Source organism: Janthinobacterium sp. TB1-E2, assembly GCF_036885605.1.
In the GTDB taxonomy this organism is placed as follows: Bacteria; Pseudomonadota; Gammaproteobacteria; order Burkholderiales; family Burkholderiaceae_D; genus Janthinobacterium; species Janthinobacterium aestuarii.
Genome location: NZ_CP142523.1, coordinates 3,465,651 through 3,491,608 on the forward strand (window position 1 = coordinate 3,465,651; position 25,958 = coordinate 3,491,608).

Annotated in this window: 23 protein-coding genes and 1 pseudogene; 11 read left to right on the forward strand and 13 right to left on the reverse strand. The window is 64.3% G+C overall.

Features of this window, described 5'->3' with window-relative positions:
* Window positions 1-125: 125 nt before the first annotated feature.
* The 4 genes from OPV09_RS15330 to OPV09_RS15345 are packed head-to-tail and all read left to right on the forward strand — an operon-like array spanning window position 126 to window position 3,718.
* Entirely contained in the window at window positions 126-1,352 is a 1,227-nt protein-coding gene (locus OPV09_RS15330) for a GTP-binding protein (RefSeq protein WP_338678668.1), read from the forward strand.
* Window positions 1,353-1,371: 19 nt separating this feature from the next.
* Entirely contained in the window at window positions 1,372-2,370 is a 999-nt protein-coding gene (locus OPV09_RS15335) for a GTP-binding protein (protein ID WP_338678669.1), read from the forward strand.
* Window positions 2,367-3,155 (forward strand): hypothetical protein, encoded by a 789-nt coding sequence (locus tag OPV09_RS15340; protein WP_338678671.1) that lies wholly within the window; start codon window positions 2,367-2,369, stop codon window positions 3,153-3,155. Before OPV09_RS15335 ends, OPV09_RS15340 begins: the two co-directional genes overlap by 4 nt.
* A gap of 44 nt (window positions 3,156-3,199) precedes the next feature.
* Window positions 3,200-3,718 carry a GNAT family N-acetyltransferase gene (locus OPV09_RS15345; protein WP_338678672.1) on the forward strand — a complete coding sequence of 173 codons (519 nt, stop codon included), beginning with the start codon at window positions 3,200-3,202 and terminating at the stop codon, window positions 3,716-3,718.
* Between the two features lie 5 nt (window positions 3,719-3,723).
* Here the strand turns inward: OPV09_RS15345 and OPV09_RS15350 are convergent, their stop codons facing one another.
* From OPV09_RS15350 to OPV09_RS15390, 9 genes are all read right to left on the reverse strand, one after another.
* Window positions 3,724-4,149, reverse strand: coding sequence for a Fur family transcriptional regulator (locus OPV09_RS15350; RefSeq protein WP_034748338.1), 426 nt, complete (start codon window positions 4,147-4,149; stop codon window positions 3,724-3,726).
* A gap of 103 nt (window positions 4,150-4,252) precedes the next feature.
* Window positions 4,253-5,593, reverse strand: a complete 1,341-nt coding sequence (locus tag OPV09_RS15355; RefSeq protein WP_338678673.1) for an alpha/beta hydrolase — start codon at window positions 5,591-5,593, stop codon at window positions 4,253-4,255.
* A 108-nt stretch (window positions 5,594-5,701) separates the two neighbouring features.
* Window positions 5,702-6,580, reverse strand: coding sequence for a peptidase (locus OPV09_RS15360; protein ID WP_128141527.1), 879 nt, complete (start codon window positions 6,578-6,580; stop codon window positions 5,702-5,704).
* A 91-nt stretch (window positions 6,581-6,671) separates the two neighbouring features.
* A complete protein-coding gene (locus OPV09_RS15365; protein WP_034748328.1) occupies window positions 6,672-7,481 on the reverse strand; it encodes a transglutaminase family protein in 810 nt (269 codons plus the stop codon).
* Window positions 7,481-8,425, reverse strand: a complete 945-nt coding sequence (locus tag OPV09_RS15370; RefSeq protein WP_034748325.1) for an alpha-E domain-containing protein — start codon at window positions 8,423-8,425, stop codon at window positions 7,481-7,483. Before OPV09_RS15370 ends, OPV09_RS15365 begins: the two co-directional genes overlap by 1 nt.
* Window positions 8,419-9,873, reverse strand: a complete 1,455-nt coding sequence (locus OPV09_RS15375; RefSeq protein ID WP_338678674.1) for a circularly permuted type 2 ATP-grasp protein — start codon at window positions 9,871-9,873, stop codon at window positions 8,419-8,421. Before OPV09_RS15375 ends, OPV09_RS15370 begins: the two co-directional genes overlap by 7 nt.
* A 173-nt stretch (window positions 9,874-10,046) precedes the next feature.
* Window positions 10,047-11,174, reverse strand: coding sequence for a HAMP domain-containing sensor histidine kinase (locus OPV09_RS15380; RefSeq protein ID WP_338678675.1), 1,128 nt, complete (start codon window positions 11,172-11,174; stop codon window positions 10,047-10,049).
* Window positions 11,175-11,258: 84 nt separating this feature from the next.
* Entirely contained in the window at window positions 11,259-12,134 is an 876-nt protein-coding gene (locus OPV09_RS15385; protein WP_072453648.1) for a hypothetical protein, read from the reverse strand.
* Between the two features lie 99 nt (window positions 12,135-12,233).
* A complete protein-coding gene (locus OPV09_RS15390) occupies window positions 12,234-14,444 on the reverse strand; it encodes a TonB-dependent receptor (RefSeq protein ID WP_338678676.1) in 2,211 nt (736 codons plus the stop codon).
* 233 nt (window positions 14,445-14,677) lie between these two features.
* Here OPV09_RS15390 and OPV09_RS15395 point away from each other — a divergent pair, with 233 nt between their 5' ends.
* The 3 genes from OPV09_RS15395 (at window position 14,678) to OPV09_RS15405 (ending at window position 17,813) form a co-directional block, all read left to right on the forward strand.
* On the forward strand, window positions 14,678-15,364 hold the full coding sequence (locus OPV09_RS15395; RefSeq protein WP_338678677.1) for a hypothetical protein: 687 nt from the start codon (window positions 14,678-14,680) through the stop codon (window positions 15,362-15,364).
* 258 nt (window positions 15,365-15,622) lie between these two features.
* Window positions 15,623-16,576, forward strand: coding sequence for a 2-hydroxyacid dehydrogenase (locus OPV09_RS15400; protein ID WP_338678678.1), 954 nt, complete (start codon window positions 15,623-15,625; stop codon window positions 16,574-16,576).
* A 52-nt stretch (window positions 16,577-16,628) separates the two neighbouring features.
* Window positions 16,629-17,813 carry a low temperature requirement protein A gene (locus OPV09_RS15405; RefSeq protein WP_425324053.1) on the forward strand — a complete coding sequence of 395 codons (1,185 nt, stop codon included), beginning with the start codon at window positions 16,629-16,631 and terminating at the stop codon, window positions 17,811-17,813.
* Window positions 17,814-17,820: 7 nt separating this feature from the next.
* Here the strand turns inward: OPV09_RS15405 and OPV09_RS15410 are convergent, their stop codons facing one another.
* Window positions 17,821-18,351, reverse strand: coding sequence for a GNAT family N-acetyltransferase (locus tag OPV09_RS15410; protein WP_070301721.1), 531 nt, complete (start codon window positions 18,349-18,351; stop codon window positions 17,821-17,823).
* 91 nt (window positions 18,352-18,442) lie between these two features.
* Here OPV09_RS15410 and OPV09_RS15415 point away from each other — a divergent pair, with 91 nt between their 5' ends.
* Window positions 18,443-19,009 carry an XRE family transcriptional regulator gene (locus OPV09_RS15415; RefSeq protein ID WP_338678680.1) on the forward strand — a complete coding sequence of 189 codons (567 nt, stop codon included), beginning with the start codon at window positions 18,443-18,445 and terminating at the stop codon, window positions 19,007-19,009.
* Window positions 19,010-19,011: 2 nt separating this feature from the next.
* Here the strand turns inward: OPV09_RS15415 and OPV09_RS15420 are convergent, their stop codons facing one another.
* Window positions 19,012-19,908: a LysR family transcriptional regulator gene (locus OPV09_RS15420; protein ID WP_338678681.1), complete on the reverse strand. Its 897-nt coding sequence runs from the start codon at window positions 19,906-19,908 to the stop codon at window positions 19,012-19,014.
* Window positions 19,909-19,968: 60 nt separating this feature from the next.
* Here OPV09_RS15420 and OPV09_RS15425 point away from each other — a divergent pair.
* From OPV09_RS15425 to OPV09_RS15435, 3 genes and pseudogenes are all read left to right on the forward strand, one after another.
* A pseudogene (locus OPV09_RS15425) lies at window positions 19,969-21,468 on the forward strand (MFS transporter); the annotation flags it as partial.
* 92 nt (window positions 21,469-21,560) lie between these two features.
* Window positions 21,561-23,144: an EAL domain-containing protein gene (locus tag OPV09_RS15430; protein WP_338678682.1), complete on the forward strand. Its 1,584-nt coding sequence runs from the start codon at window positions 21,561-21,563 to the stop codon at window positions 23,142-23,144.
* A complete protein-coding gene (locus tag OPV09_RS15435; RefSeq protein ID WP_139248270.1) occupies window positions 23,141-23,494 on the forward strand; it encodes a hypothetical protein in 354 nt (117 codons plus the stop codon). Before OPV09_RS15430 ends, OPV09_RS15435 begins: the two co-directional genes overlap by 4 nt.
* 3 nt (window positions 23,495-23,497) lie before the next feature.
* Here OPV09_RS15435 and OPV09_RS15440 read toward each other — a convergent pair whose 3' ends face one another.
* Both OPV09_RS15440 and OPV09_RS15445 read right to left on the reverse strand, forming a co-directional pair.
* Window positions 23,498-24,850, reverse strand: a complete 1,353-nt coding sequence (locus OPV09_RS15440) for a serine hydrolase domain-containing protein (RefSeq protein WP_338678683.1) — start codon at window positions 24,848-24,850, stop codon at window positions 23,498-23,500.
* A gap of 141 nt (window positions 24,851-24,991) precedes the next feature.
* Window positions 24,992-25,900, reverse strand: a complete 909-nt coding sequence (locus OPV09_RS15445; RefSeq protein ID WP_338678684.1) for a VirK/YbjX family protein — start codon at window positions 25,898-25,900, stop codon at window positions 24,992-24,994.
* Window positions 25,901-25,958: the final 58 nt, after the last annotated feature.

Genomic DNA, 25,958 nt, shown 5'->3' on the forward strand with positions numbered 1-25,958 from the left:
GAAGTCAGGCCGGCAAAGATTGCCGCACAAATGCAACTGAGCTGCATTATAATGCAAACGCAATAGACTTGCATTTAAAATCCAAGGTCCATTGCCTCCCTTAATTGCTCATCCGAAAGATACCCATGGCCCAGCGCAAACTCCCCGTCACCGTCCTATCCGGCTTTCTCGGCGCCGGCAAGACCACCTTGCTCAACCACATACTGCGCAACCGCGAAGGCAAGCGCGTGGCCGTCATCGTCAATGACATGAGCGAAGTCAATATCGATGCCTCGCTCGTGAAAGACAGTGCCGAAGCGGCCGGCGCGGCTTTGTCGCGCACGGAAGAAAAACTCGTGGAAATGTCGAACGGCTGCATCTGCTGCACCTTGCGCGACGATCTGTTGCTGGAAGTGCGGCGCCTGGCCGCGGAAGACCGCTTCGATTATTTGCTGATCGAATCGACGGGCGTGGGCGAGCCGATGCCCGTCGCCGCCACCTTCGACTTCGAGGATGAGCACGGCGACAGCCTCAATGACGTGGCGCGCATCGACTGCATGGTCACCGTCGTCGACTGCGTCAACCTGCTCAATGATTTCCACAGTGAAGACAGCCTCGAGCAGCGGGGCGAGACGGCGGGCGAGGGGGACGACCGCCAGCTGGCCAATTTGCTGACGGAACAGATCGAGTTTGCCAATGTCATCGTCCTCAACAAGGTCGGCATGGTCGATGCGGCCGAGCGCCTGCGCGTGCTGGCCGTCATCAAGGCGTTGAATCCCGGCGCGCGCATCATCGAAACGAACCAGTCCCTCGTGCCGCTCGACGCCATCCTGGGCACGAATCTGTTCAACCTGGAGCAGGCGGCCAGCATGCCGGGCTGGGCGCAGGAGCTGGCCGGCATCCACACGCCGGAAACGGACACCTATGGCATCAGCAGTTTTGTGTACCGGTCGAAGGAGCCGTTCCACGCGCAGCGCCTGCATGACTACATTGCCCAGCCGATCAAGGGCGTGGTGCGCAGCAAGGGATATTTCTGGCTGGCCAGCCGCCCCGAATGGGTGGCCAGCCTGTCCGGCGCGGGCAAGCTGATGAATATCGAACCCGTGGGCCTGTGGTGGGCGTCCGTGCCCAAGGAGCGCTGGCCAACGGATGCGGCCTCGCTGGCGGAAGTTAAAGCGGGCTGGAGCGAAACGTATGGCGACCGCTACCAGGAGCTCGTCTTCATCGGCCAGGACATGGACCAGGCCGCCATCGAGGCGGACTTGAAGAAATGTCAACTCAACTACACGGAAACGCGCCAGGGCATGGCCGCCTGGCGCAAGCTGGCCGACCCGTTTCCCCAATGGCAGCGCATGGAAGAACTCGAAGATTAACCACCGACAGGAAAGCACTATGACAGAATTGATCCCCGTTACCATCATCACGGGTTTTCTCGGCAGCGGGAAAACCACCTTGCTCAAGCGCATATTGCAGGGCGATCACGGCGTGCGCATCGCCGTGATCGAAAACGAATTCGCCGCCGAAAGCATCGACCATGGCTTGCTGGTGCAAGATAGCGACGAGCAGATCGTGGAAATGAACAATGGCTGCATCTGCTGCAGCGTGCGCGGCGACCTGATCCGCATCCTCGGTGAACTGCAGGCCAGGCGCGCGGCAGGAATTATTGCCTTCGACCACGTGATCATCGAAACGACGGGCCTGGCCGCGCCCGGACCCGTGGCGCAAACTTTCTTTGCGGAGCCCTCCGTCAGCGAGTACTACATGCTCGACGCCATCCTGACGGTGGTCGATGCGCGCCACGCGCAGCAGCAATTGACGGCGCACAAGGAAGCGCAGGAGCAGGTGGGCTTTGCCGACCGCATCCTGCTGTCGAAGACGGACCTGGTCAGCAAGGACGAGCTGGCCGCGTTGCGCCAGCGCCTGGTCGCCATCAATGGCCGCGCCGGCATACAGAAAGTGCGCTTCGGCAATGTGCCGCTGCGCGACATCCTGAATATTCGCGGTTTCAACTTGAACGCCATCGTCGAGCTGGAGCCGGATTTCCTGGGAGAACTGGGACACCGCCATGGCGACGGCGTGCAATCATTCGTCTATCACCAGTCCCAGCCCCTCGACCTGCTGCAGGTGGAAAATTTTCTCGATGCTGTGGTACAGCTGTTCGGCACCCAGCTGATGCGCTACAAGGGGATTTTGTATGTTGCCGACCTGGATTGCCGCGCCGTGTTCCAGGGCGTGCACATGCTGATGGGCTCGGAGCTGGGCGCGCCGTGGCGCGACGGCGAACCGCGCGCCAGCAAGATCATCTTTATCGGCCGCGACTTGCCGCAGGATATGCTGATACGCGGCCTGGACCGTTGCGTGACGGCCAGCGTAAGCGAGGTGGCGGCATGAGCGTGGAAGCGGGCTTGCCCGCCCTGGCGCTGATTTTCCTGCTCGGCATGCGGCATGGGCTGGAACCCGATCACCTGGCCGCCGTCGATGGCCTGACCTTGCGCAGCCAGGCCGCAGCGCCGCGCTGGGCGCCGTGGATGGGCGCGCTGTTTGCGCTGGGGCATGGCCTCACCGTGCTGGCCATCGTCGCCGTCGCGGCCGTCGCGTCGCAGCAATTTACACCGTCGGAGGCAGTATTCGGCTGGCTGGAATGGCTGCCCATTGCCTTGCTATTGCTCATCGCCGGCATGAATGCGCGCAGCTTGCTGGCCGGCGCGCAACTGGCCGAGGTGCGCGGCCGGCTGTTGCCGCGGGCGCTGCGGGGCGCTTCGGGACCGCTCGCCGCCATCCTCGTCGGCATGCTGTTCGCGCTCGTCTTCGACACGGCCCTGCAGGCGGCCGCCTGGGGCTACGCGGCCGTCGCGCTGGGCGGCATGCAGCCAGCCTTGCTGACCGGCCTCGTGTTCGCCGTCGGCATGGGCGTGACCGATACCTTCGATGGCTGGGTCACGGCGAAAGTCATGCGCACGGGCCAGGCAGACATCGTGCGCGCGTTCCGCCGCCGCCTGGGCTGGCCCATCGTCGCCATCTGCGTGGTCATGGCTGGATACATGGCGGCCGGCAAGTTTTACGCCGCGTGGTCGCTGCCGGAAAGCTGGACTGCGGCCCTGGGAGCGGCCATGGTGCTGCTGATGGCGGCCCTGTACGGCTGGACTTTGCTGGGTTTGCGCCGCGTGCGTGCCTGAGCTGGAGGCGTGGGTATAATGGGAAAAAACTGCCGGATTCCACCATGCCCGCACCTGAGATCGTCATCCGCCTGCTGACGCCAGCAGACACCCCCGCCTTTTGCGCGCTGCGCCTGCGCGCCATCCTTGATTCGCCCAGCTCGTTTTCTTCGTCGCGTGAAGACGAGCTGGCGCGCACGCCGGAAGAACATGCGCAGCGCATTGCCGGCGGCGCCTTTCAGCGCGGTTTTGGCGCCTTCGATGGCGAACGTCTCGTCGGTTTTGCCGGATTGCAGCGCGAAAGGATGCGCCAGTTGTCGCACAAGGCCTTGCTGTGGGGCGTGTTTGTCGACGTGACGCAGCGGGGCAAGGGCGTGGCGCGGCGGCTCGTCAACGCCTGCATCGAACAGGCCGAACGCGACCCTGCCATCATGCAAGTGCACTTGAGCGTGAATGCGGAAAACAATGCCGCCTTGCGGCTGTATGAATCGCTGGGATTTATCGCGTATGGCACGGAGCCGCGCTCGATGCGCGTCGGTGAGCTGTTCCATGACGAGCATCACCTGGCCTTGCTGCTGAAGTGACACCGCTATTTGCAGCGCGGGCACAGGCCCTTGATCAGGTAATCGACTTCGCCGCCGCTGAAGCCTTCCGGCAAGAGCACGGGCGGCGGCAGCTTGACTTCATTGAAGCAGGTGACGTTCGCGCATTTGGTGCATTGGAAGTGCGCGTGCTCGTGCGCCTGGTGGCCGGCGCCCGCGCTGAAGCGCCATACCTGGTCGGTGCCCGCGATGCGGTGCACGAGTTCATTTTCCGTCAGCCATTCCAGTACCCGGTACAGGGTGACGGAATCGATATCGCTGTCCTGCGACAGCGCCTGCTGGATTTCATGGTGGGTCAGCGAACGGCTTTGCGCCATTAAAAAGTCGAGCACCTTCACGCGCGTCTTGGTGACGCGGGCGTTGGTGTTGCGGATCAGCGATTCGGCTTGCGGTGTAGAAGATGATGTCAACATGATAGGCCTGCTTGCGGGGGATCGGCTGGCGGCGTCATCGCCGTGCCCGTTGCCACCCTCTGGGCCGTATCTTAGCATGCGTGCCGCACCGGATGGAACGGCGTCACGGTTTGAACGTCCAATAGCGGCCGGCCGCCGTGTCGACGGGGTCGAGAAAGCGCTGGTCGGCGCGCGCATGGTTGCGTATCAGATAAAACATGTCAGACAGGGCGGAGCGCTTTTCCGCGAAATACGTGTGTTTCATGAAACTCGTGTCGACCCCGCTGGCGTCGATGGTTTCCACGCCCGCCACGATCAGCATGCCGGCGCCGCTGTCGCCCGCGCGCGCGTAGCCGTGCACGGCCTTCGAGGCGGCCAGGGCCAGGTCTTGCGACGAGGCATACAAGGTGACGGGGTTGCGCGCGCCGGCCAGTTTCGGCGCGATATCGTGCTTGAAGATGGCCGCGTCGATATCGGGTGCGGACAGGATGATTTCCGTGATCTTTTGCGCCAGCTGCGGCTGTGCGGCCAGCAAGTCGGCCACGGCCCGCGCCAGGCCTCGGCTGCCCATGCTGTGCCCCACCAGATAGACTTGTGCTGCTTCCGTGCTGGCGAGAAAGTCGGCCAGGAAAGCCGTCATGTGGGGCGTGCTCCATTCGATATTGTTTTCATCGATGGTGTAGCCAGCCACGCCGCCGCGCGACGGCCAGCTGTAGAACACGGGCGCGCCGTCGAAACCGAGGTCGTAGGCCATCTGTCCCGTGCGCCGCGCCGCATCCTCGAAACTCACGTTATAGCCGTGCACGAAGAGAAAGGCGCTTTTATCGGCCGAGGCGCGGATCTGGGTTTTGAGGGCGGCAAAGAAGTTGTCGCGGTCCTGCACCTCGGCGGACAGCACCACCACGTGCTTGGCCGGGTCGTCGCGAAATTCCAGGCGCCACAGCGACGGCGATTCCAGCTGGCCCATGCGGTGGTCGCGGGGGATGCTGATGTCGCAGCTGCCATAGCTGAGCGGGCCATTGCCTCCCAGAATGTTGCGTTCGCCGCTGAAGCGCTGGGCCGGCGGCTTGCCCACGTCGCGTTGGCGGTCTGTGGCGAAATACACTTTGACGACGGCATAATTCGATACGACGGCGCTTTTATCGGCCGGGGCGGGCGCCGCTTCCACGTCGGGTGCCTGGGGCAAAGGCCGCTGCACCGCATCGAGCAAGCCTTGCGCGGCAAACAGGGTTTCCATGTCGTCCGGCACTTTCGCGCTGGACAGGGCGGCCGACAGGGCCAGTTGCAGCTGGTTATTGGCAGGCTCGGCTTCCAGTGCGGCGATGGCGGCCAGGATGGCGGCGGCGCTGTCGAACTTGGCGATGGCCTGCTTGAGCCGCTCATAGTGGCTGGCCACGGCTTCGGGCGCATGGCCGGGCGCGCCATGCCCGATGGCCGCCACGACGGCGGAAGTGATCAAGTCCATGCGCTACCTGCCTTTCAGGTCAATCTGGATTAAATATCAACCCATATTGCCATAAAAGCACGCGAAAAGCGACTTGTCCAGCATCGCGCGCAGGCGGTGCGCGGCAGATCAATGCTGCTTGTCGTCGCTGAACTGCTGCGCCAACGATTGCAGCGGTGCCACGGTCAGGCCGCCGCGGCTCACGTGCTCGGGAATGGCCACGCGCACGGGCTTGCTGTGCATGTTGGCGGACGACAGCACGTTCGTCGTCGTCTCCGGCGCCGCGTTCCACACGGGATCGACGATGCCTTCGAACACCTGTTTCAATTGTTCGCCCCACGTGTCGCGGATCATGCGGAAATACTGGTTCTTTTCATCGATGGTGACGAAGCGCGTGACGGCAAGGCTGCCTGTCTCGTAGACGAGCAGGTCGAGCGGCAAGCCGACGGAAATGTTCGAACGCAAGGTCGAATCCATGGAGATCAGCGCGCACTTTGCCGCCTCGTCCAGGCGCGTGAACGGGTTGATCACCCGGTCGATGATGGGCTTGCCATATTTAGCTTCGCCGATCTGGAAATACGTGTTTTCATCGTGCGATTCGATGAAATTGCCGGCTGAATACACCTGGAACAGCCGGCAGCGCTCGGCGCCTATCTGCCCGCCTAATATGATGCTGACATTGAAATCGATGCCGCAGTCGGCCAGGGCCTTCGCTTCGCGCAGGTGCACGGTGCGCACGGCTTCGCCCACGATGCGGGCCGCGTCATACATGCTGGCCACATTCCAGATGCTGCGCCCGTCCGCATCGACGTGTTCGGAAACGATCTGGCGGATCGCCTGCGAGATCGACAAATTGCCGGCCGTCATCAGGACCAGCATGCGGTCGCCCGGGTTTTCAAACACGCTCATCTTGCGGAAGGTGCCTACCTGGTCCACGCCGGCGTTGGTGCGGGAGTCGGACAGGAAGACCAGGCCTTCGTTCAGGCGCATGCCTATGCAATAAGTCATCGTCGTAAATCAAATCAAAAGGGGAAGCATTTTACACCAGCCGGGCCCGGCATACCGCTGGCAAGGCCCGGCCAGCCTCATTCCTGCCTGTTTACACGGGCACGATCTGCACATCGACTCTTAAGGTTTCCGTGCCACCACCCTGGCGCACGCCGCGCACGGGGGCCGCCGAATCGTAATCGCGCCCGATGGCCAGGCGGCAATACGCATCCGTCATCAGCCGCGCATGCGTGACGTCAATGCTGACCCAGCCCGCGAAATCCGTGTCTTCGGCCCACGCGTCGACCCAGGCATGGCTGGCCGCATGGCCCGTCGTGCCCGGATCGATATAGCCGGACACATAGCGGGCCGGGATTCCCCAGGCGTGGCAGCAGGCAAGGAACAGGTGGGCGTGATCCTGGCACACGCCGCGTCCCAGGGCCAGCGCGTCGCCGGCCGTGGTGGTGACCATGGTGGCGCCGCTTTCATACGCGACCTTGCCGACGATGTGCTCGGCCAGGCGCAGCAGATGGCCCGTGCCCGCCGTCACGCTCCGGTCCGGCAGGCTGGCGGCCGCCAGGTCGAGAATGGCGGGATCGGCCTGCGTCAGCGGCGTCGGCATGGTAAACAGCAACGGCGACAAGGTGTCGATCAGGTTCAGCCGTCCCTTGTGCGGGTAGATGGTTTCCACCACGCCATGCGCCACCAGGCTCAGGGAGTGATGGCTACCGTTAATCGTCAGCATGTGCGACAAGTTGCCGTAGGCATCCGTGTAGGCGTGGCACTGGCCCGGCGTCGTGATTTGCCAGGACAGGGCGCGCTGCTGCGGCTCGATACGCGGCGTCAGGTGCAGCTGCTGGATGGTGTAGGCCAGCGGCGCACTGTAGGCGTAATGGGTTTCGTGGCGGATGGTGAGCTGCATCAGGCCGCCAAGGGAACGAGGAAGTCGCGGCTGACCCGGTTGCCCAAGTCATAGATGTTTTCCAGAAACTCCGTCAAAGTCAGGTGCAAGCCCGCCTTCATGATGTCGTCGATATGTCCGAATTTCAGTTCCGCGTGCAATTTGCCGGCAAACCGCTCCGTATCGGCCGACACATCGTTGCGGATGTGCTTGAGGTTTTCCACCACGTCATCCATGCAGGCCAGGAGCGACCTGGGCATGTCGCCGCGCAGCATCAGCAATTCCGCCACCCGTGCCGGGGTGATCACGTCGCGGTAAACCTTGCGGTAGATCTCGAAGCCGGAGACGGAGCGCAGCAGGGCCGCCCAGTAGTAAAAATCGCGCTGGGTGATGTCTTTCGACGTGTCCCGCGCGCCGTGGAATTTCACGTCCAGGATGCGCGCCGTGTTGTCGGCCCGCTCGAGGAAGGTGCCGAGGCGAATGAAATGGATGGCCTCATCCTTGAGCATGGTGCCCAGGGTCACGCCGCGCGACAGGTGCGAACGGTACTTGACCCACTCGAAGAACTGGCTGGGGTCCGTTTCCAGCAGATTGCTTTTCAAACGCTTCTGCATGTCGAGCCAGGTGGCGTTCTGGATTTCCCACACTTCCGTCGTCAAAGTCCCCCGCACGGCGCGGGCGTTTTCGCGCGCCCCCGTCAGACAGGCAAGGATGGACGACGGGTTGTTCGGGTCGCGCACCATGAAGTCGAGCACGTCGCGCGTATGAAAACGGCCATATTTGTGATCGTACGCGCTTTGCAGCTCGGAAATACCCAGGGTGGCGCGCCAGCCTTGCTCCGCGTCCTGTTCGGACTGGGGCAGCATCGAGGTCTGCATGTTAACGTCGAGCATGCGCGCCGTGTTTTCCGCCCGCTCCGTGTAGCGGGCCATCCAGAACAAATGATCTGCGGTGCGGCTCAGCATGTTTTCTCTCCTGCAAAAGCGGAAGTGGCTTCCAGTACCCAGGTATCCTTGGTGCCGCCCCCTTGCGAGGAGTTGACCACGAGCGAGCCTTCGCCGAGCGCCACGCGGGTCAGGCCGCCGGGCACCATGGAAATCGTCTTGCCGGACAGCACGAACGGGCGCAAATCGATGTGGCGCGGCGCGATGCCGGCCTCGACATACGTGGGGCAGGCGGACAGGGCCAGGGTCGGCTGGGCGATGTAGCCGCCCGGATTGGCCAGCAGGCGCTGGCGGAAATCCTCGATCTGGGCCAGGCTGGACGCCGGCCCCACCAGCATGCCGTAGCCGCCCGCGCCATGCACTTCCTTGACGACAAGTTGCGCCAGGTTCGCCAGCACGTAGGACAAATCGGCGCTCTTGCGGCATTGGTACGTGGGCACGTTGTTGAGTATGGGTTCCTGCGACAGGTAAAACTTGATCATGTCGGGCACGAACGGGTAGATCGACTTGTCGTCGGCCACGCCCGTGCCGATCGCGTTGGCCAGGGTCACCCGGCCGGCGCGGTAGACGGACAGCAGGCCCGGCACGCCCAGCGACGAGTCCGAGCGGAAAGCCAGCGGGTCGAGGAAATCGTCGTCCACGCGGCGGTAGATCACGTCGACTCGCTTGGGGCCGCGCGTCGTGCGCATGTACACCGAGTTGTCGTTGACGAACAGATCCTTGCCTTCCACCAGTTCCACGCCCATCTGCTGGGCCAGGAATGCATGTTCGAAATAGGCGGAGTTGTACATGCCCGGCGTCATGACGACGACCGTGGGGTCATCGACGCCCATCGGCGCGACCGAGCGCAAGTTGTCGAGCAGCATGTCGGGGTAATGGTCGACGGGGGCGATGCGGTTGCGGGCGAACAGTTCCGGGAACAGCCGCATCATCATCTTGCGGTCTTCCAGCATGTAGGACACGCCGGAGGGCACGCGCAGGTTGTCTTCCAGCACATAGAATTCGCCCTGTCCGGCCCGCACGATGTCGACGCCGGCGATGTGGGCGTAAATGTCGGAGGCGACGGAAATACCCTGCATTTCCGGGCGGTACTGGGCATTCTTGTAGATTTGCTCGGCAGGAATGATGCCCGCCTTGATGATGTTTTGCTCATGATAAATATCATGGATGAACATGTTCAAGGCTTGCACGCGCTGCACCAGGCCCGTCTGCATCTGTGCCCATTCGGCGGCGGGAATGATGCGCGGGATGGTGTCGAACGGAATCAGGCGTTCCGTGCCGGCATCGTCGCCGTAGACGGCGAACGTGATGCCGACCCGGCGGAACGTCAGGTCGGCTTCGGCCCGCTTGCGGGCGATGGTCTCGGGGGATTGCTGCTCCAGCCAGTTGCTGAATTCACGATAGTGTTCACGTACCTTGCTGTCCGTACCCACTTCATTTGCAGTCATTTCATTGAAAAAATTTGCCATGTTGTGATTTCCCTTGAGCCGTGTCTGACTATAGCTCAGCAGAAATCGTGCCAGTGCCGCGCACCCGAAAGTATGTAAAAAATGACCATTTTTGTGGCGTAAAACCGTCATCCGCACCGTATTGGTGCGTTACTGCGCGGAAAATGCCGGTGTTGGGGCAGTTGGCGGCGAGCTCAAGCGTCCGGCGTGACGAAGGGCCGGCAGTCGATGGGCAGGTCGATGGTAAACGTGGTGCCTGTTTCCGGCGCACTGTCGACCAGCGCGCTGCCGCCGTGGCTTTCCGCCACGTTTTGCACGAAGGGCAGGCCGATGCCCCAGCCGGGCGCGCTGCCCTGATGTTCGCGGCGCAGGTATTCGAAGATACGCTCGGTCTGCTCCGGGGCGATGGTGCTGCCCGTGTTGTGCACGGTGAGTATCATGCGTTCGCGCAGGGTGTTGATGTGGATTTTGATGGGGCCGTCATCGCCATACTTGAGGGCGTTGCCGACCAGGTTTTCCAGGGCGCGGCGCAGCGAATTTTCGCACCACCAGCCGGTGACGGACGCACCCGTGACCTGGCACTTGCCCGGATGGCCCGTATTCACGCTGTCGGCCACCTGCTGCGCCAGCGGCAGGATATCGAAGCGATGCAAGACCAGCGGCAGCTTTTGCCCCCGGTGGTAGCTGAGCGTATCGAGCAATTCCTGGATCATGTCGTCGAGGCGCTTGCCGTGTTCGATGATTTTCGACGCCAGGGCCGGCACGTCGAACTGCTGCGCGCGCCGCTGCAGCAGCTGGGCGCTGTTGAGCATGACGGAGAGGGGATTGCGCATGTCGTGCGACAGGCCGGCCGCGATGCGCCGCTGGAAGCTTTCATGCATGGCAGTAAATTCCAGGATGGCTTCGCGGATGCCCGTATCGATCGAGGCATTGATCACCTTCCAGTCGCGGCGCCGCAGCGGCACGCCCGCGTCGAGGGCCGCATCGGCGAAACAGTCGCGGAAGATCTGGTATTCCTGGATCACCTGTTCCGGGCCATAGCTGGTCATGCGCGCCCGTTCGTTGCCGTGCACGGCCGGGGCATTGGTATTGCTGGTGGCATTGTCGCGCGGATAGCCTGGCGTCAGCGCTTCGGCCAGGTTGTCGAAGAAGGCGGGCAAGGTATTGATCAAGATGGGTGTCAGCAAGGCATCGGCACCGCGCACCTTGGCGCGCACCTCGTGTTCCCATTGCGTCAGCACGGCATCGCGCATGCTGAAGATGCGCCGCGTACGCGCGGGCATGTCCAGCACGTGCATTTTCTGGTCAGAGGCATAGGTCATCGCAGCTCTCCATCGACAGCTCGGCATCCACGCGGTGCAACGGCGGGAGCTAAAGTATCCTCCAAATCGGCGTGCAGGTGGTGTTCAATTCGGCGCGTCGGCGCCGGTCATGACGGCGCTCAAATGACCGAGGGTTGTATCCCATTGCTCCAGCGAAAAGTTCTGCGGATCGTCATGGCCATTCGCATAGCCCGTATCGAGCACGGCGTGGAAGGCGGGGATCAGCCACGTGCCCTTGCGCACGCTGGCGGCGATGTACAGCAGGGCCAGGCGCTCGTATTGCGCAGGCGTAAAACCGGGATCGGGCGCCAGCCCGTCGTTGCCTTTGCCGCCGCCGGGCACGGAGTTGCGCGGCTGCACCAATTCCACGTGCAGGAACAGGCCCGTCAGCGACGGCTTGTCTTTTTCCAGCTTGCTCGCGTAGCTGGCCGTGCCGAAGTCGCGCACGGCCAGGGAGCCGCCCAGGCGGTTCACGTACACATGGCCTTTCGGACCGCCGCCCAGCGCGGGGTTACGTAGATTGAAATCGTTGAAATCCCAGCTGGCGTCGTTGATGTGGCCGGGAATGGGTTCCAGCAGAAAATTCGGGTAGCTGGTGTCGTGGATGACGAAATAGCGGGCAATGGGGGCGGCCAACCGGCCCACGGCGCGCGACAGCGGTGCATCGACGGCGCCGCCCACGTCCGCTTCGGCGATGCCTTGCTCGGCAAGCCAGGTACGCAGCCTGGCCGGCGCGATGCCCGTGCGCTGGCCGATGCGGGCGGCAAGAAAGTCCGGCAGCGGCGCGCTCTCGCCCAGGCGCGCATACAGTTTCACAGGACGCAGCAAGCACGTGGCTTGCGCCCGCGCATCGCCCTTGAAGCCGCTTTTCCAGGCGGCATACGGGCAGGCCGCTTGCTTCTGCGCGGCGGCCGGCAGGGACAGGCAAAACAGGAGCAGCAGGGAAGGGTATCGTTTCATGGGGGCATTGTCGCCGAAGCACGGCTTGCGGCACAGGCGCGCACGCGAAAAAAAAGCTGCCCGAAGGCAGCTTTCGTGACGGCATGGGCTGCCAGCTCTTTAAAACGCCACGCTGCCCGAGACGACGAAGGTGCGCGGCGCGGCCAGCACCAGGCTGCCGGCGTCGAACGAGGAGACGGCCGAGGCCCAGTAGCTGCGGTCGGCCACGTTGTCGATGCGCGCGCGCAAGGTTACGTCATGGCCAGCCACCTGCGTCAGGTAGCGCGCGCCGATGTCGACGCGGGTCCACGATGGCAGTTGCTTGCTGTTGGCCAGGTCAGCATATTGCGTCGACGTGTAGACAGTGCGGGCATTCAGGCTTAAGCCGGGCGCACCGGGCAGGTCCCATTCGCCGCCCACGCTGAGCTGTGTTTTTGGCGCGCCGATGGCATGCTTTCCATTGTTGGCCGGCTTGTCCGTCTTGCGCTGTTCCGTATCAAGCCAGGTCAGGCCGCCCAGCAGGCGCACGCCCGCCATCGGCGTGCCGAAGATGGACAGTTCCAGGCCCTGGTTGCGCTGTTCGCCCGAGAGGGTGGCACGTGAACCGACCACGGCAGGCAAAGGCTTGGCCGTGGAAAACAGGGCGGCGCTCATGCCCAGCCTGCCGCCGTCATACTTGACGCCGATTTCCTTCTGCTTCGACTTGTAGGGCGAGAACACTTCACCCTTGTTGCTCAGTGGCACGTCATTCTTGCCATCAAAATAGGTGCCGCTGGCAACGGGACCCTTGACCAGCGCCTCGATGTAGTTGGCGTACAGCGACACGTTCTTGCTGGCCTTGTAAACGATGCCGGCCACGGGCGTCGTGGCGCTCTTGTCATAGCTGGAATATTGTACGGCCGTACCGTAGGCATATGCGGCGTCGCGGATGTGCTGGCGGCGCAGGCCCACGGTCAGCAGCAGCCGGTCGTCGAGGAAGGCCATGGTATCGGCCACGGCGTAGCTGCTGAGGATGGTTTTTTGCGTCAGGCGCGGGTCGCTCATCACGCCGCCCGAGTTCGCGGGCAGGGTGGCCGGCATGGCCACGTCCAGCGGACGGTAGATATTCGTCGGCAAGCCCGCGTAGTCGCTGATCGCGTACGCATTCTTCGCTTCGTTCCAGTGGCCGGACCAGCTGGCCACCAGGGTGTGCTTGACGGCGCCCGTCACGAGCTTGCCGCGGATGCCCAGTTCGCCCGTGCTGATTTCCTGCTTGCGCGCATTGTCGAAACGGTACACGCTGGCATCGCCATTGAGTGAGGTCAACGTCGGTTGGGCCAGGCTGTTCGATTCCTTCGTCGAGCGGCTGCCGAACGCGGCCCAGGCAACCACATCCTTGGCCAGGTCCACTTCGGCGCGCGCCGTGCCGAACACGTCGTGTTCCTTCGAATAGCTCCACGGCTGGGCAAAGTTCTTCGACGCATCGGGCGCGCCCGGCAAGGCCGTCAGGCTGCCCGTGTTGACGGAAGGACGAGGCGCCGTCAGATCGAAATTCTGGTAGCCGGCATCGGCCGACAGGCGGTAGCCGCGGCCGCGATAATCGAGACCGACGGAAAACATGCCCACGTCGTGGTCTTCGCGCTGGATGCTGGTCTCGCCCTGGCGCTTGGCGGCATTCAAGCGCACGCCGAATTCCTTGTTTTCGCCAAAGCGGCGCGCCACGTCGATGGCCGCATAGGCGTGGCCGCCCGATTCCACGCCCACCGTCAATTCCGTCAACGGCGTGTTGCCGGCGCGCTTGGGCATCAGGTTGATGGCGCCGCCGATGCCGCTGCCGCCCGGCGCCGCGCCGTTGAGGAAGGCGCTGGCGCCACGGAACACTTCCACGCGCTCGAGCAATTCCGGCGATACATATTGACGCGGCAACACGCCATACAGGCCGTTGTAGGCCACGTCGTCCGAATCGAGGGCGAAACCGCGGATCACATACACTTCCTGAAAATTGCCATAGCCGCGCGACATGCGCACGGCCGCATCGCTCTGCAGCAAGTCGCCCACGCTGCGCGCCTGCTGGTCGGCAATGAATTGCTGCGTATAACTGGTACTGCCGAATGGCGAGTCCATCATGTCCACGGCCCCGAGGATGCCCATGCGCCCGCCGCGCGCCACCTGGCCGCCCGCATACGCCTTCGACAAGCCTTCCGCCGACGCATCGGCCGAGGCATTGACGACAACGGTCGGCATGGTTTGGGCGCCGCTGTCTGCCGGCGTGTTCTGGGCGTGGGCGGCGGCGCTGGCCAGGAGGAAGGCGGCCAGGGCGAACGGGGTAGGGACGAGGTGGAAGGAGCGCATGGTGTTGTTTGGATATTAATGAGAATGATTATCATTATATTCCAGCGTGGCGCACAGCGTGAAAAAGTGTGAGAAAGCGATCAAAAAGTCGCCATTTGTACAACACGCGGCAAGTGAGGGTGGCGGAATCTGGCGCAAAAAGGCGCGCCAGACGGTACCTTGTGGATTTATTAATGCCTATGGTCAAGTTTCGCTAGAATGGGCCATCGCGCCCGGCGCCCACAGGAATCCGCATGCCATTGCTCCGCCATCTACCGTCCGCTTCCATGCGCCTGCGCATACGGCGGGGCTTGAGCCTGAAAGGCGCGGCCGTCGCGCTGATCCTGGCCATGCATGCGCTGGGCCTGTATTTCCTGCTGCTGCCGGCGCGGCAACTGAAGCAATACACGGAAGTGGCCTTCATGACCTTGCTGCCGCCCCGGCCAGCGCCGCCGACGCCGCCGCTGGCCTTGCCGCTGCCGATGCCGGCTCCCATGCCGCGCGCACGGGCTACAGTACCGTCCCAAATTGCCGCGCCGCCCGCCGTGGCCGCAGAAATCATCACCGTTCCCGCCGAGGAATTGCCTGCCGCATCCGCCGCACCCGCCACGGTACCGTCCGCCGGAGACTTGCGCACGCGCGCCCGGCTGGCCGCAGGCGCCGCCGACAAGGCCCTGCGCGGCGAAACCAGGCAAGACAAGCCGTGGCTGGCCACGGCCGAACTCAAGAGCGAAAGCACTTTCCAGAAGCTGGTCGCCTCAGCCTGGCGCGGCGGCCCCGTCATCCGCGTGGAAGAATACCTGACGGCCGACGGCCGTCCCGCCACGCGCGTCGTCAGCGCCGGCGGGGCCACGTGCTTTGGTCTCGACGCGAATCCGGGCGCGGGCGCCGACCCGTTCAAGACGGGCGGCAAGGTCAAAAGAGTGCCTTGCCCGGGTTGAGTCGGATGGAAGGCTGTGCAGGTCAGATTAGCTGTAGGTCAGATTAGCGCAGCGTAATCTGACATGCTGCGTGGCGGCGCACGTCGGCTTACGCCCGTTGGGCTAAGCCGACCTACGATTCGATGGGGTAGCCCCACGCGGGAAAAGACCGTGCGCCGGGCAGGGTTTTAGGGGTGGTAATAGGGCAGTCACCCCCGGCGTGGCATCAAATATGCTAAGTTGCGTCTGCAAATCCTGCCGATACCGACCCGGACGCCCATGCCACCCGACCTCCTCATCCTCGCTCCCAGCCCTTCGGCTGCCGTCAACGCGCAGCTGGAACAGCAATACACCTGTCATCACGCCTGGCAAGTGCCGGCGGACGAGCGCCACGCCTGGCTGGCCAAGCGCGCGCCGTCTGTCCGCGCCGTCGTCACGACGGGCGCGCTGGGCTTGAACGCCACCGACATGGGCTTGCTGCCGAATCTGGAAATTGTCGCCGTCAATGGCGTGGGTCTCGATGGCGTGGCGCTCGACGTGGCGCGCGAACGGGGCATCGCCGTCACCACCACGCCGAACGTGCTGACGGACGACGTGGCCGACGTGGCGTTGGCCCTGCTGCTGGCCAGCGCGCGGCACATCGTGGCGCTCGACCGCTTCGTGCGCGACGGCGGCTGGGAGCGCCGCGAGGCCATCGCCCCGGCATCGAGCCTGCGCGGCAAGACGGCCGGCATCTTCGGTTTCGGCCAGATCGGCCAGGCCATCGCGCTGCGCCTGGCCGCTTTCGGCGTCCATGTCCGCTACTTCCAGCCGCGCGCCATTGCCGATACTACTGTGCCGCGCGCGGAATCGCTGCTGGCCCTGGCGCAGGAAAGCGATTACCTGATCGTCTGCGCGCCGGGCACGCCCGCCACGCGCAAGATCGTCGACCGCACCATACTCGACGCGCTCGGCCCGCAAGGCACCCTGATCAACATCGCCCGTGGCGCGCTGATCGATGAAGACGCCATGACCGCCGCCTTGCAGGATGGCCACCTGGGCGCGGCCGGTCTCGACGTGTTTGCGGACGAACCGCGCGTACCAAATGCCTTGCGCGTCTTACCCAACGTCGTGCTCACGCCGCACGTGGGCAGCCTGACCGTGGAAACGCGGCACGCCATGGGCCAGCTGGTCGTCGATAACCTGGCCGCGCACTTCGCCGGCTTGCCCTTGCCGACACCCGTAAAGCCATAAAGTCCAGAATCAACCGTTTTAATCAAGCATGAATGAAAGAGTAGCTATGGAATTGACAAAATCGCTGTTGCGCACGCGCGGCGGGCTGGACAGCGGCAAGGTGGGCATGATCGAGCTGTTCTTCGACCTCGTGTTCGTATTTGCCGTGACGCAACTTTCGCACGGCTTGCTGGCCCACCTGAGCGCCATGGGCTGGCTGCAGACGGGTCTGCTGCTGATGGCCGTCTGGTGGGTATGGATCTTCACGTCGTGGATCACCAACTGGCTCGACCCCGAACGCATTCCCGTGCGCATCAGCCTGTTTGCGCTGATGCTGGGCGGCCTGATCATGTCGGCCTCGATCCCCGAAGCGTTCGGCACACGGGGCCTGGCCTTTGCCGGCGCTTACGTCGCCATGCAGGTGGGCCGGCCCCTGTTTGCCTGGTGGGCCGTGCGCCATGAAGCGCTGTCGCGCCGCCGCAATTTCCAGCGCATCGCCCTGTGGGCCGTGCTGTCCGGCATCTTCTGGATCGCCGGCGGCATGGCGTCGCCCGAAGAGCGCATCTTCTGGTGGATGCTGGCACTGGCGATCGACCTGGCCGGCCCCTGGATGCAGTTCGGCCTGCCGGGCCTGGGCCGCTCGACGACGGCCGACTGGGACGTCGACGGCAGCCACATGGCCGAACGCTGCGGCCTGTTCGTCATCATCGCCCTCGGTGAATCGTTGCTGGTGACGGGCGCAACGTTCGCGGGCCTGGAATGGACGGCCGCCAACTGGCTGGGCTTCATGTCGGCCCTGGTCGGCAGCATCGCCATGTGGTGGATCTACTTTGACACGGGCGCCGAGGCGGGCCACCACCGCATCGCCCACTCGAAAGACCCGGGCCGCATCGCCCGCAAGGCCTACACGTATATCCACGTGCTGATCGTGGGCGGCGTGATCGTCAGCGCCGTGGCCGATGAACTGGCCCTCGTGCATCCGGACGAAGCGAGCTTCGCCGGCATCAGCGCCTTGCTGGGCGGCCCGATCCTGTATTTGCTGGGCAATGCGCTGTTCAAATGGGTCAGCAGCGAGCGCGCCGCGCCGCCGCTGTCGCATCTGCTGGGGATTTTGATCATCCTGGCGCTGATCCCGATGGCCTACGGCCGCCTGTATTCGCCCCTGACCCTGGCCTCCATCACCAGCTGCGTGCTGGTGTTGGTGGCCGTGTGGGAACATATGGCGCTGCGCCGTCCGCCACCGGAGATCGATCCCTGATGCTTGCTTAGCCGGGCGGCGCGATGCCGTCCGGATCGCTGCGCGTATCGAGCTGCAGCTGCAGGAACGCCAGGTCCAGCCAGGCGCCGAACTTGGTACCCACCTGGCGCATCAATCCCACTTCCTCGAAGCCCAGCTGCTTGTGCAGGGCGATCGAGCCGGCATTGCCCGCCTCGATGCCCGCCACCATCACGTGCTTGCCCAGGCCGCGCGCCCGCGCGATCAATTCCACCATCAAGGCCTTGCCGACGCCGGCACCCCGGCGATCGGCGCGCACGTACACGGAATGCTCGACCGTATGCCGGAAACCCTCGAACGGGCGCCAGTCGCCGAACGAGGCGTAGCCGGCCACATTTTCCTCTGCATCGATGGCGACGAGCACCGGGTAGCCGGCCCGCTGGCGGTCGGCCAGCCAGGCGGCGCGGTTGGCCGCATCGACCGTGCGTTCATTCCAGATCGCCAGGGTATTGCTGACGGCATCGTTGTAGATGGCCAGTATGGCCTCGATATCGCCCGCATGGGCATCGCGTATCTGCATGTTGCTCTCCTCGTCAAGCGTCTACTATAATGGACAAATCATAGATTGCCGCTCACCGCTTGTCCAATAAAATCCGAATGGAAGCCGATACATGTCCACTAAACCAGACGAATTGAATCAGCGCATCGGCGCCAGGGTGCGCCTCGAGCGGGAAAACCTGGGCTGGTCGCTGACGGACCTGGCGGCCCGCTCGGGCGTGTCGCGCGCGATGGTGCACAAGGTGGAGCGGGGTGATTGCAGCCCCACGGCCACCTTGCTGGCGCGGCTGTCGGGCGCCTTCGACCTGAGCATGTCCGAGCTGATCGCCCGCGCCGAGATGCGGGCCGGGCGCTTGCTGCGTCAGGCCGAGCAGCCCGTGTGGGTCGACCCGCAAAGCGGCTATGTGCGGCGGCACGTGTCGCCCGCGTCCGACATGCCGCTCGACCTCGTGCATATTACCTTGCCGCCGGGCGCCGTGGTGGCCATGCCGGCCGCCGCCTATGTATCGCGGCGACAACTGATATGGTCGCTCAGCGGCAGCCTCGTCTTCATTGAAGGGGAGACCCGCCACGTGCTGGACGAGGGCGATTGCCTGGAACTGGGTCCGCCCGCCGACTGCGTGTTCAAGAATGAAACGGCCACCGCCTGCACCTACGCCGTGGCGGTATTGAAGAACTGAGGTCAATCCAGCGCCGCCACGCGCAGCTGGGCAATGAAGGCGCGCGTGGCGGGCGCCTGTTCGTGGCGGCGGAAGGCCACGGCGATTTCCGAGCTGATCTGCGGCCCTGCCAGCTCGCGGAACACCACGCCCGGCAATTGCACGCTGGCCATCACGGAGTGGGGCACGATGGCGCAACCGACGCCCAGCGACACTTCCGTCAGCACGGCCACCAAGCTGCCCGGGCGCGACACCACCTGCGCCGCAAAGCCGCCGCGCCGGCTCACTTCCAACGTTCCCAATTCCTGTTCCGGCACGATGAACGCCTGCTGCGCCAGCGCGGCCGGCGCCGCCGCATCAAACGAAGCCAGCGGGCTGTCCGCCTGCACGGCCAGCACGAAGCGGTCGCGCAGCAAGACCACGCTGTCCAGTCCGTCCGGCAGGTGCAGGGGCGGGCGCACGAACGCCAGGTCCACGCGGCCCTGGTCCAGCAAGCCGGGCAGGGTATCCATCGCGTATTCGCGCGCACCGATGTGGATGCCGGGGTGGCTGGCGCGAAAGCGGGCAAACTGGTCCTGCAGCACGCCGGAGTAGGCGGCCGAGGCCACGTAGCCAATTTCCAGCCGTCCCAGTTCGCCCCGTCCCGCCCGCCGCGCCACTTCCTGCGCCTGCGCCAGCTGCCCCAGCGCGCGCGTGGCTTCGATGACGAACAATTCTCCGGCGGCCGTCAGGGACACGGCGCGCTTGCTGCGCTGGAACAAGCGCGTGCCCAGCAGCTGCTCCGTTTCCTGCACCTGCTTGGTCAGCGCGGGCGGAGAAATACCGAGTTCCGCGGCGGCCCGCGCGAAGTGCAGGCTGTGCGCGACGGCCAGCACGCAGCGGAAATGCCGCAGTTCCATCTCTTTATCTGTATTCACCATGGGTAAATTATAAGGTGGCTGTCTTATAACAGGAAATAATACAAGCGTGCTTACAATCGGGGCATGAAGAATACCAACTGGACCTTATATACGTGCTCGGGCGTGTGCGCGCTGATCATGCTCGACACCAACGTCGTGGCCGTCTCCCTGCCGTCGATCGCCCGCTCGCTCAACGCCAGCTTCGTCGACGTGGAATGGGTGGTCAGCGCCTACATGCTGGCGTTCGCCTCGTTCCTGCTGCCGGCCGGCAGCATCGCCGACCGCCTGGGCCGGCGCACGGTGATGCTGTTCGGCTTGGCCGTGTTCGCGCTGGCGTCGCTGCTGTGCGGCTTGGCGTGGACGCCGTTCGTGCTCAACGTGGCGCGTGCCGTCAAGGGCCTGGGCGCCGCGCTGCTGCTGACCTCCGCCTTGGCCGTCATCGGCCACACCTTTCATGCGGAAAAGGAGCGGGCGCGCGCCTGGTCCGTATGGGGCGCGGCCATGGGCGTGGCCATGACGGTGGCGCCCTTGCTGGGCGGCCTGATCACAAGCGCCATCAACTGGCGCTGGATTTTCTACCTGAACCTGCCCGTCGTCGCTATCCTGATGTGGCTCGTAGGCAAGCACGTGGACGAATCGAAAGATGCGTCCAACGCCAGTTTCGACCCGCTTGGCGCGGCATTATTCTCCGCTGGCCTGTTCGCCATCATCTGGGGCTTGATCGACGCCAGCGTGGCGGGCTGGTCCAGCCGCGCCACCGTGCTGCGTTTTGTGGCCGGTGCGGCCCTGTTGGCCGTGTTCGTGCTGGTGGAACGGCGCCAGCGCGCACCCATGGTCGATCTGTCGCTGTTTGGCCGCCGCGTGTTCGTCGGCGCCGTGCTGGGCATGTTCGGCTATGCGATCGCCGCGCAAGTGATGATGACCTTCCTGCCGCTGTACTTGCAGAACGCCTTCGGCTTTTCCGCCGTGCTGGCCGGCTGCGCCATGCTGCCGTTTGCCGTCGCCATGGTGGTGCTGTCCCGTCTGGCGCCGCGCGCCATGCGTCATCTGGACGACCGCGGCATTCTGGTGACGGGCTTGCTGATCGTCGCCGTGGGCAACGTGGCCACGGCGCTGGCCGCCGCCAGCCTGCAGTACGGATGGGTGGCGGCGGGCATGATCGTCACGGGCGCGGGAGCGGGATTGCTCAACGGCACCACGCAAAAAGCCATCCTTGCCTGTATCCCGCGCGAGCGCACGGGCATGGGCTCGGGCATCAGCACGACGACGCGCTTTGTCGGCATCATGCTGGCCGTCGGTGCGCTGGGCGCCGTGCTGGCCATGCGCACGGCAGCCTCGTTCGACAAGCTGGCGTGGCTGCACGGCTTGAAGGCCTCGCCTGAAATGATCGGCCGTATCGTCGCCGGCAACGCGGCCGACGCTTTCGGCCAGCTACCGCCCGCGATGCAGGCCGTGGCGCAGGAAGCGGCGCGCCACGCCTTCATCGACGGTTTTGCCAGCGTGCTGTACCTGGCTGGCGGACTGGCGGCCGTGGTGGCGGCGCTCGTGTTCGTGCTGGCGCGACCGCTGGAAAAGATGTAACTGTTCAGCAATATCCGCGTGCGCAGCCTGCACTTGTAATATGATGCCAGCGAGCAATACATAGCAATCATATAACTACCGCAGGTAATCACATGCGCAGAAAACGGATCATCATTACCAGTGTGCTGGTGGCAGTCATCGGCGTGGCCGCCCCCCTGAGCCTGGCCTTCTATTTGTCGTCCGTGCGCGCCGAGCAGGGCGAGCAGGAACGCCTGCGCCTGCTGGCAGGCTATGCGCTCGAGCGCGCCCACCGGTCGATCGCCTCGGCCAGCATGGCCCTGCGCAGCGCCGATGCGCTGGACCTGGCGCCGTGTTCGGAAGCGCATGTCCAGCAGTTGCGCCGCATCACCATCACCACGCGCAGCATCGACGATATCGGCTATGTCGAAAACGGCTTGCTCAAATGCACGTCGAACGGCATGGAGGAAGCGCGCATCGCCGTCACGCCCGCGGACTTTACCCTCGACAATGGTATGGGCCTCGATTTCAACCTGCGCCCCGTCGTCAGCGGCGGCAAGCGCATGGTGGGCTTGTCCTACCGCGCCTATAAGGTGTTGATCGATCCCGTGCGCTTTTCCGACGTCATCGTCGACAACGACATCCAGATGGCCGTGGCCATCGGCAAGGGTGGCGTGCTCGACACCTTGCACCATCCGGACCCGGCACTGGTCAAGACCCTGCTCGCCGGCAAGGGAGAGACGGGCAATGGGACGGCGGACACGCTGGCGCGCGAGGACAGCATTCATGCGACGCTGTACCGCGATGGCTTGACGGCCGTCATGATCGAGCCACGCAGCAAGCTCAGCGAAAGGCTGCGCCGCGAACAGTTGCTGCTCTTGCCGCTGGGCCTGTTGATGGCCGCCTTCATCGTCGGCATCGTCGTGTGGCTGTCGCGCCGCCGGCTGTCGCTGCGCGGCGAACTGGAAACGGCCGTCGAGCGGCGTGAATTCTTTGTCCACTATCAACCGATCATCGCGCTCGACACGGGCGTGTGCGTGGGCGCCGAGGCGCTGATACGCTGGCGCCGCCCCGACGGCAGCATGATACGCCCCGACCTGTTCATCCCCGTGGCCGAAGAGGCCGAACTGATACTGCCCATCACGGACCAGGTCATCGCTTGCGTGATCGCCGACATGCGCGCCGCGCTGCTGGCCGACCGCGAGCTGCACATCGCCATCAACCTGTGCGCCAGCGATATCGAAACGGGCCGGGTGCTCGACGTGCTGGAACGCGCCCTGGCCGGCACCGGCATCGAGGCGCAGCAGATCTGGCTGGAAGCAACGGAGCGGGGCTTCATCAACGTGGAAGCGGCCCGCGCCACCATCGAAAAGGCCAGGGCACGGGGCCATGCCGTGGCCATCGACGACTTCGGCACCGGTTATTCCAGCCTGTCGAGCCTGCAAAACCTGCCGCTCGACGCCTTGAAAATCGATAAATCCTTCGTCGACACCATCGGCACGGACGCGGCCACCAGCAGCGTCACGCCGCACATCATCGCCATGGCCCGCACCTTGAACATGCTGATCGTGGCCGAAGGCATCGAAACGCAGCAGCAAGCCGATTATCTGCTGGAACGCAAGGTAGAATTCGGCCAGGGCTGGCTGTTTGCGAAGGCGCTGCCGGCCGCGGAATTCCTCACCTTTTACCGGGCGCGCCGCGCCCCGTCGTCCACATGAAACAGCCACGCTTTCCCTATCCCTTGCAGCCGCTGCGCGTCCCCGGCGGCTGGCATATCACCGTCAACACCCTGTTCGAAGTGGAGCCTGGCCCCGATACCATGGAATGGTTCAGCAGCGCATTGTTGCTATGGGGCAGCTGCCGCGACACCGGCTACTGCTTCAATTCGCATTTTGAACCGGAAGACGATCCGCAGGGCGAATTCGTGCTGGAGATGGGCAAGGTGGCATACGACCGCCATGGCAAGATTGTCCAGGGCAGCGACGCCTTCCTCGGCGAGTTTCGCACACGCAGCAAGGCGGCGTTTGTCGCCCGGGTCGAGCAATTCATGCAGGACCCGGCAGCTTGATTTTTACGGCTTGCGCGGCAAGACGACGTCCTGTCCGCCTTGCTTGAGCACGGCGCCGGCGATCTTGCCCGCCGCATCGCGTGTAAATGCCAGTTCCGCCTCGATGGCGCGGAAGAAAAACTGGTCCTTGGCGCTGGCAAACAAGGGGGCTGATCCGAGACCCGTGCCGGCCGCTTCCAGGCCGTTCTTGCCCAAGGTCACCGTCAACGTGAATTCCGCGCCCAGCGGATACTCGCCCACGTACTCGGCCAATGTTGTGCGCGGCAGCTCGATGGCGGCCTGCGGCTTTTTCAGCGGCGGCAACGGTGTGCCGGGCAGCAAGGCGGACAAGCCCAGCGCATCGACCTCGCGCACCGTGTTGGTCAGCACTATCACGCCCCGCTTGCCGTCCGTCGTGAACGCCGCATAGCTGGCGTAGCCGCCCGTCTGGCCGTTGTGCCAGGCGTAGGTTTGCCCCTGTTGCTGTTCCAGCAGCCAGGCCAGGCCGATTTTCGAGCCGCTGTCGGGCGCCAGCGGACGCTGCGGCTGGATCGCCAGCGCGTACGGGCGCAGCGGCTTGAACATATACGCTTGCAAGTAGGAAATCATGTCGCGCGCGCTCGAATACACGCCACCGGCCGGCGCCACCACGTTCATATTCCATGCCGGCGTCAGTTCGCCCGACAGCAAATGGCCGGGCGCCAGGCGCGCCAGCATGCCGTGCGTGGGCTTGTTCGAGGTGGAACGCATGCCCAGCGGCACGGCGATGCGCTTTTGCAGCTGCGCTTCAAAGCTGGTACCGGCCTGTGCCGCCAGGGCCGTGCCCAGCACGGCGTAGCCGATATTGGAGTATTCAAGTTTCGTGCCCGGCGCATACGGCAGATGATAGGCGGCGAGAAACTGCCGCTGTTTGGCTTCCGTGTAGTCGGCATACGGATTGGCCGGGTCCTTGGGCGCGAAGTTGTCGGGCAGGCGCGGCAGTGAGGAGTAGTGCGTGGCCAGGTCGAGCAGGCTGATCGTCTTGCCCTCGAACGCAGGCACCGTATAGCCGGGCAATAATGCCGCGACCGGCTCATCGAGTTTGACCTTGTTTTGGACGACGGCGTCGGCCAGCAGCAAGCCCGTCATGGTCTTGGTGACGGAACCGATCTGGTAGACGGTATCGGCGCCCGGCTTGATGTTCTTGCCGGCGTGTACGCTGCCAAAGCCGTACACAGCGCTGTCCTTGCCATCGATGATGGCGATGACGATGCTCGCGTGCATGCCCGTGCGCGTGAGTTCCTCGGCGCGCTGGCGCACGGCATCGTCCAGTACGGGGGCGGCCAGCGCGGCGCTGCCGAGCAGGCAAAGGGGGAGAAAAGTAAATGCGGGTGTCATGGGAACCTTGTCCTGGGTGGGCCGGATGCACGCCAGCGCCTCGATAGGGTATCTGGCATGTCAAGTGAAGGATACGGCGCCAACATGAAGGTTGCCTGAGTTTTATGATATGCTTATCGGCTTGGCAATGCTTGTGCCTGCTCAATTGTCAGCCGCCGGCGCTTCCAGAAAATCCGCCAGCTGCGCGCGCATGCCGTCGGCCATGTCTTGCAGCAATTCGCCGCGCCGCCGCGCATCGGCGCGCTTTTTCGATGGCACACCGGCCAGGTCTGGCGCACGGTAGGGCGCGCAGGGCAAGTGATAATTGCCGTCGCGCATACGCAAGGCGTGCAACTCTTGCCACGCCAGGTCGTAGTCGGCGGCGATATGGCGCCGGCGCCGCGCATTCAGGGCGATGCGGTTGTCATTGCTGATCAAGAACAGGTTATTGCAGGCAAAAAAGTCGCCGAAATCGCGCAAGGCCGCCACTATCAGGTTTTTCGGGCGGCAACCGTGCAGCGCCCGCGTGGCTTCCTTGACGGCCAGCTTGCCCGCCTCCGAGCGCAAGCCTTGCAGCGCGCCCAGCTGCAGCGAAACGCCATCGGCCCGCGGCACGAACAAAAAACTGGCCAGGTACAGGGGCTGGCCGTCGCGCGTCAGGCGCAGGCACAGTTCGCCTTCGCGGTAGCTGTCATGGATGGCCGTCAGCTGCAAGCGGTACAGCGCCCCGTCCTTGCCTTCGAACGCGGCCAGCACCACGGACCCGCGCGCGGCCCGCTCGACCAAGGCGCGCGCACCGGCTTGCCACAGGAAGCGATAATGTCCCTCCAGCAAGGCCAGACGATCCGCGCAGCCGAGCTGGCGCGAGGCGTAAGGGCGGTAAATCTTGAAGCGCAGGCACGGGTGCAGCTGCGCCAGCGAGTGCAGGCCCGGCATGCTGCCCAGGAAAGCTTGCCAGCGCGTGCGCTGGCGGGGAAAGAAGAGGGCGCCCAGCGCCGCTTTCAAGCGGTGGCCGCTGGCGGGGAACGTCACGGCGGCACCGTGGCGCAGGGTTAACGCGATGTCATTCATGGTTCTGCCGGTAAAGGGCAGGCGCTGCACAATGAGAGCCTTGCCAACATGAATGCTA

Bases quoted from the DNA above. Each gene is read 5' to 3' on its own strand.
- OPV09_RS15330 (WP_338678668.1), top strand. From the start codon at position 126: ATGGCCCAGCGCAAACTCCCCGTCACCGTCCTATCCGGCTTTCTCGGC.
- OPV09_RS15335 (WP_338678669.1), top strand. From the start codon at position 1,372: ATGACAGAATTGATCCCCGTTACCATCATCACGGGTTTTCTCGGCAGC.
- OPV09_RS15340 (WP_338678671.1), top strand. From the start codon at position 2,367: ATGAGCGTGGAAGCGGGCTTGCCCGCCCTGGCGCTGATTTTCCTGCTC.
- OPV09_RS15345 (WP_338678672.1), top strand. From the start codon at position 3,200: ATGCCCGCACCTGAGATCGTCATCCGCCTGCTGACGCCAGCAGACACC.
- OPV09_RS15350 (WP_034748338.1), bottom strand. From the start codon at position 4,149: ATGTTGACATCATCTTCTACACCGCAAGCCGAATCGCTGATCCGCAAC.
- OPV09_RS15355 (WP_338678673.1), bottom strand. From the start codon at position 5,593: ATGGACTTGATCACTTCCGCCGTCGTGGCGGCCATCGGGCATGGCGCG.
- OPV09_RS15360 (WP_128141527.1), bottom strand. From the start codon at position 6,580: ATGACTTATTGCATAGGCATGCGCCTGAACGAAGGCCTGGTCTTCCTG.
- OPV09_RS15365 (WP_034748328.1), bottom strand. From the start codon at position 7,481: ATGCAGCTCACCATCCGCCACGAAACCCATTACGCCTACAGTGCGCCG.
- OPV09_RS15370 (WP_034748325.1), bottom strand. From the start codon at position 8,425: ATGCTGAGCCGCACCGCAGATCATTTGTTCTGGATGGCCCGCTACACG.
- OPV09_RS15375 (WP_338678674.1), bottom strand. From the start codon at position 9,873: ATGGCAAATTTTTTCAATGAAATGACTGCAAATGAAGTGGGTACGGAC.
- OPV09_RS15380 (WP_338678675.1), bottom strand. From the start codon at position 11,174: ATGACCTATGCCTCTGACCAGAAAATGCACGTGCTGGACATGCCCGCG.
- OPV09_RS15385 (WP_072453648.1), bottom strand. From the start codon at position 12,134: ATGAAACGATACCCTTCCCTGCTGCTCCTGTTTTGCCTGTCCCTGCCG.
- OPV09_RS15390 (WP_338678676.1), bottom strand. From the start codon at position 14,444: ATGCGCTCCTTCCACCTCGTCCCTACCCCGTTCGCCCTGGCCGCCTTC.
- OPV09_RS15395 (WP_338678677.1), top strand. From the start codon at position 14,678: ATGCCATTGCTCCGCCATCTACCGTCCGCTTCCATGCGCCTGCGCATA.
- OPV09_RS15400 (WP_338678678.1), top strand. From the start codon at position 15,623: ATGCCACCCGACCTCCTCATCCTCGCTCCCAGCCCTTCGGCTGCCGTC.
- OPV09_RS15410 (WP_070301721.1), bottom strand. From the start codon at position 18,351: ATGCAGATACGCGATGCCCATGCGGGCGATATCGAGGCCATACTGGCC.
- OPV09_RS15415 (WP_338678680.1), top strand. From the start codon at position 18,443: ATGTCCACTAAACCAGACGAATTGAATCAGCGCATCGGCGCCAGGGTG.
- OPV09_RS15420 (WP_338678681.1), bottom strand. From the start codon at position 19,908: ATGGTGAATACAGATAAAGAGATGGAACTGCGGCATTTCCGCTGCGTG.
- OPV09_RS15430 (WP_338678682.1), top strand. From the start codon at position 21,561: ATGCGCAGAAAACGGATCATCATTACCAGTGTGCTGGTGGCAGTCATC.
- OPV09_RS15435 (WP_139248270.1), top strand. From the start codon at position 23,141: ATGAAACAGCCACGCTTTCCCTATCCCTTGCAGCCGCTGCGCGTCCCC.
- OPV09_RS15440 (WP_338678683.1), bottom strand. From the start codon at position 24,850: ATGACACCCGCATTTACTTTTCTCCCCCTTTGCCTGCTCGGCAGCGCC.
- OPV09_RS15445 (WP_338678684.1), bottom strand. From the start codon at position 25,900: ATGAATGACATCGCGTTAACCCTGCGCCACGGTGCCGCCGTGACGTTC.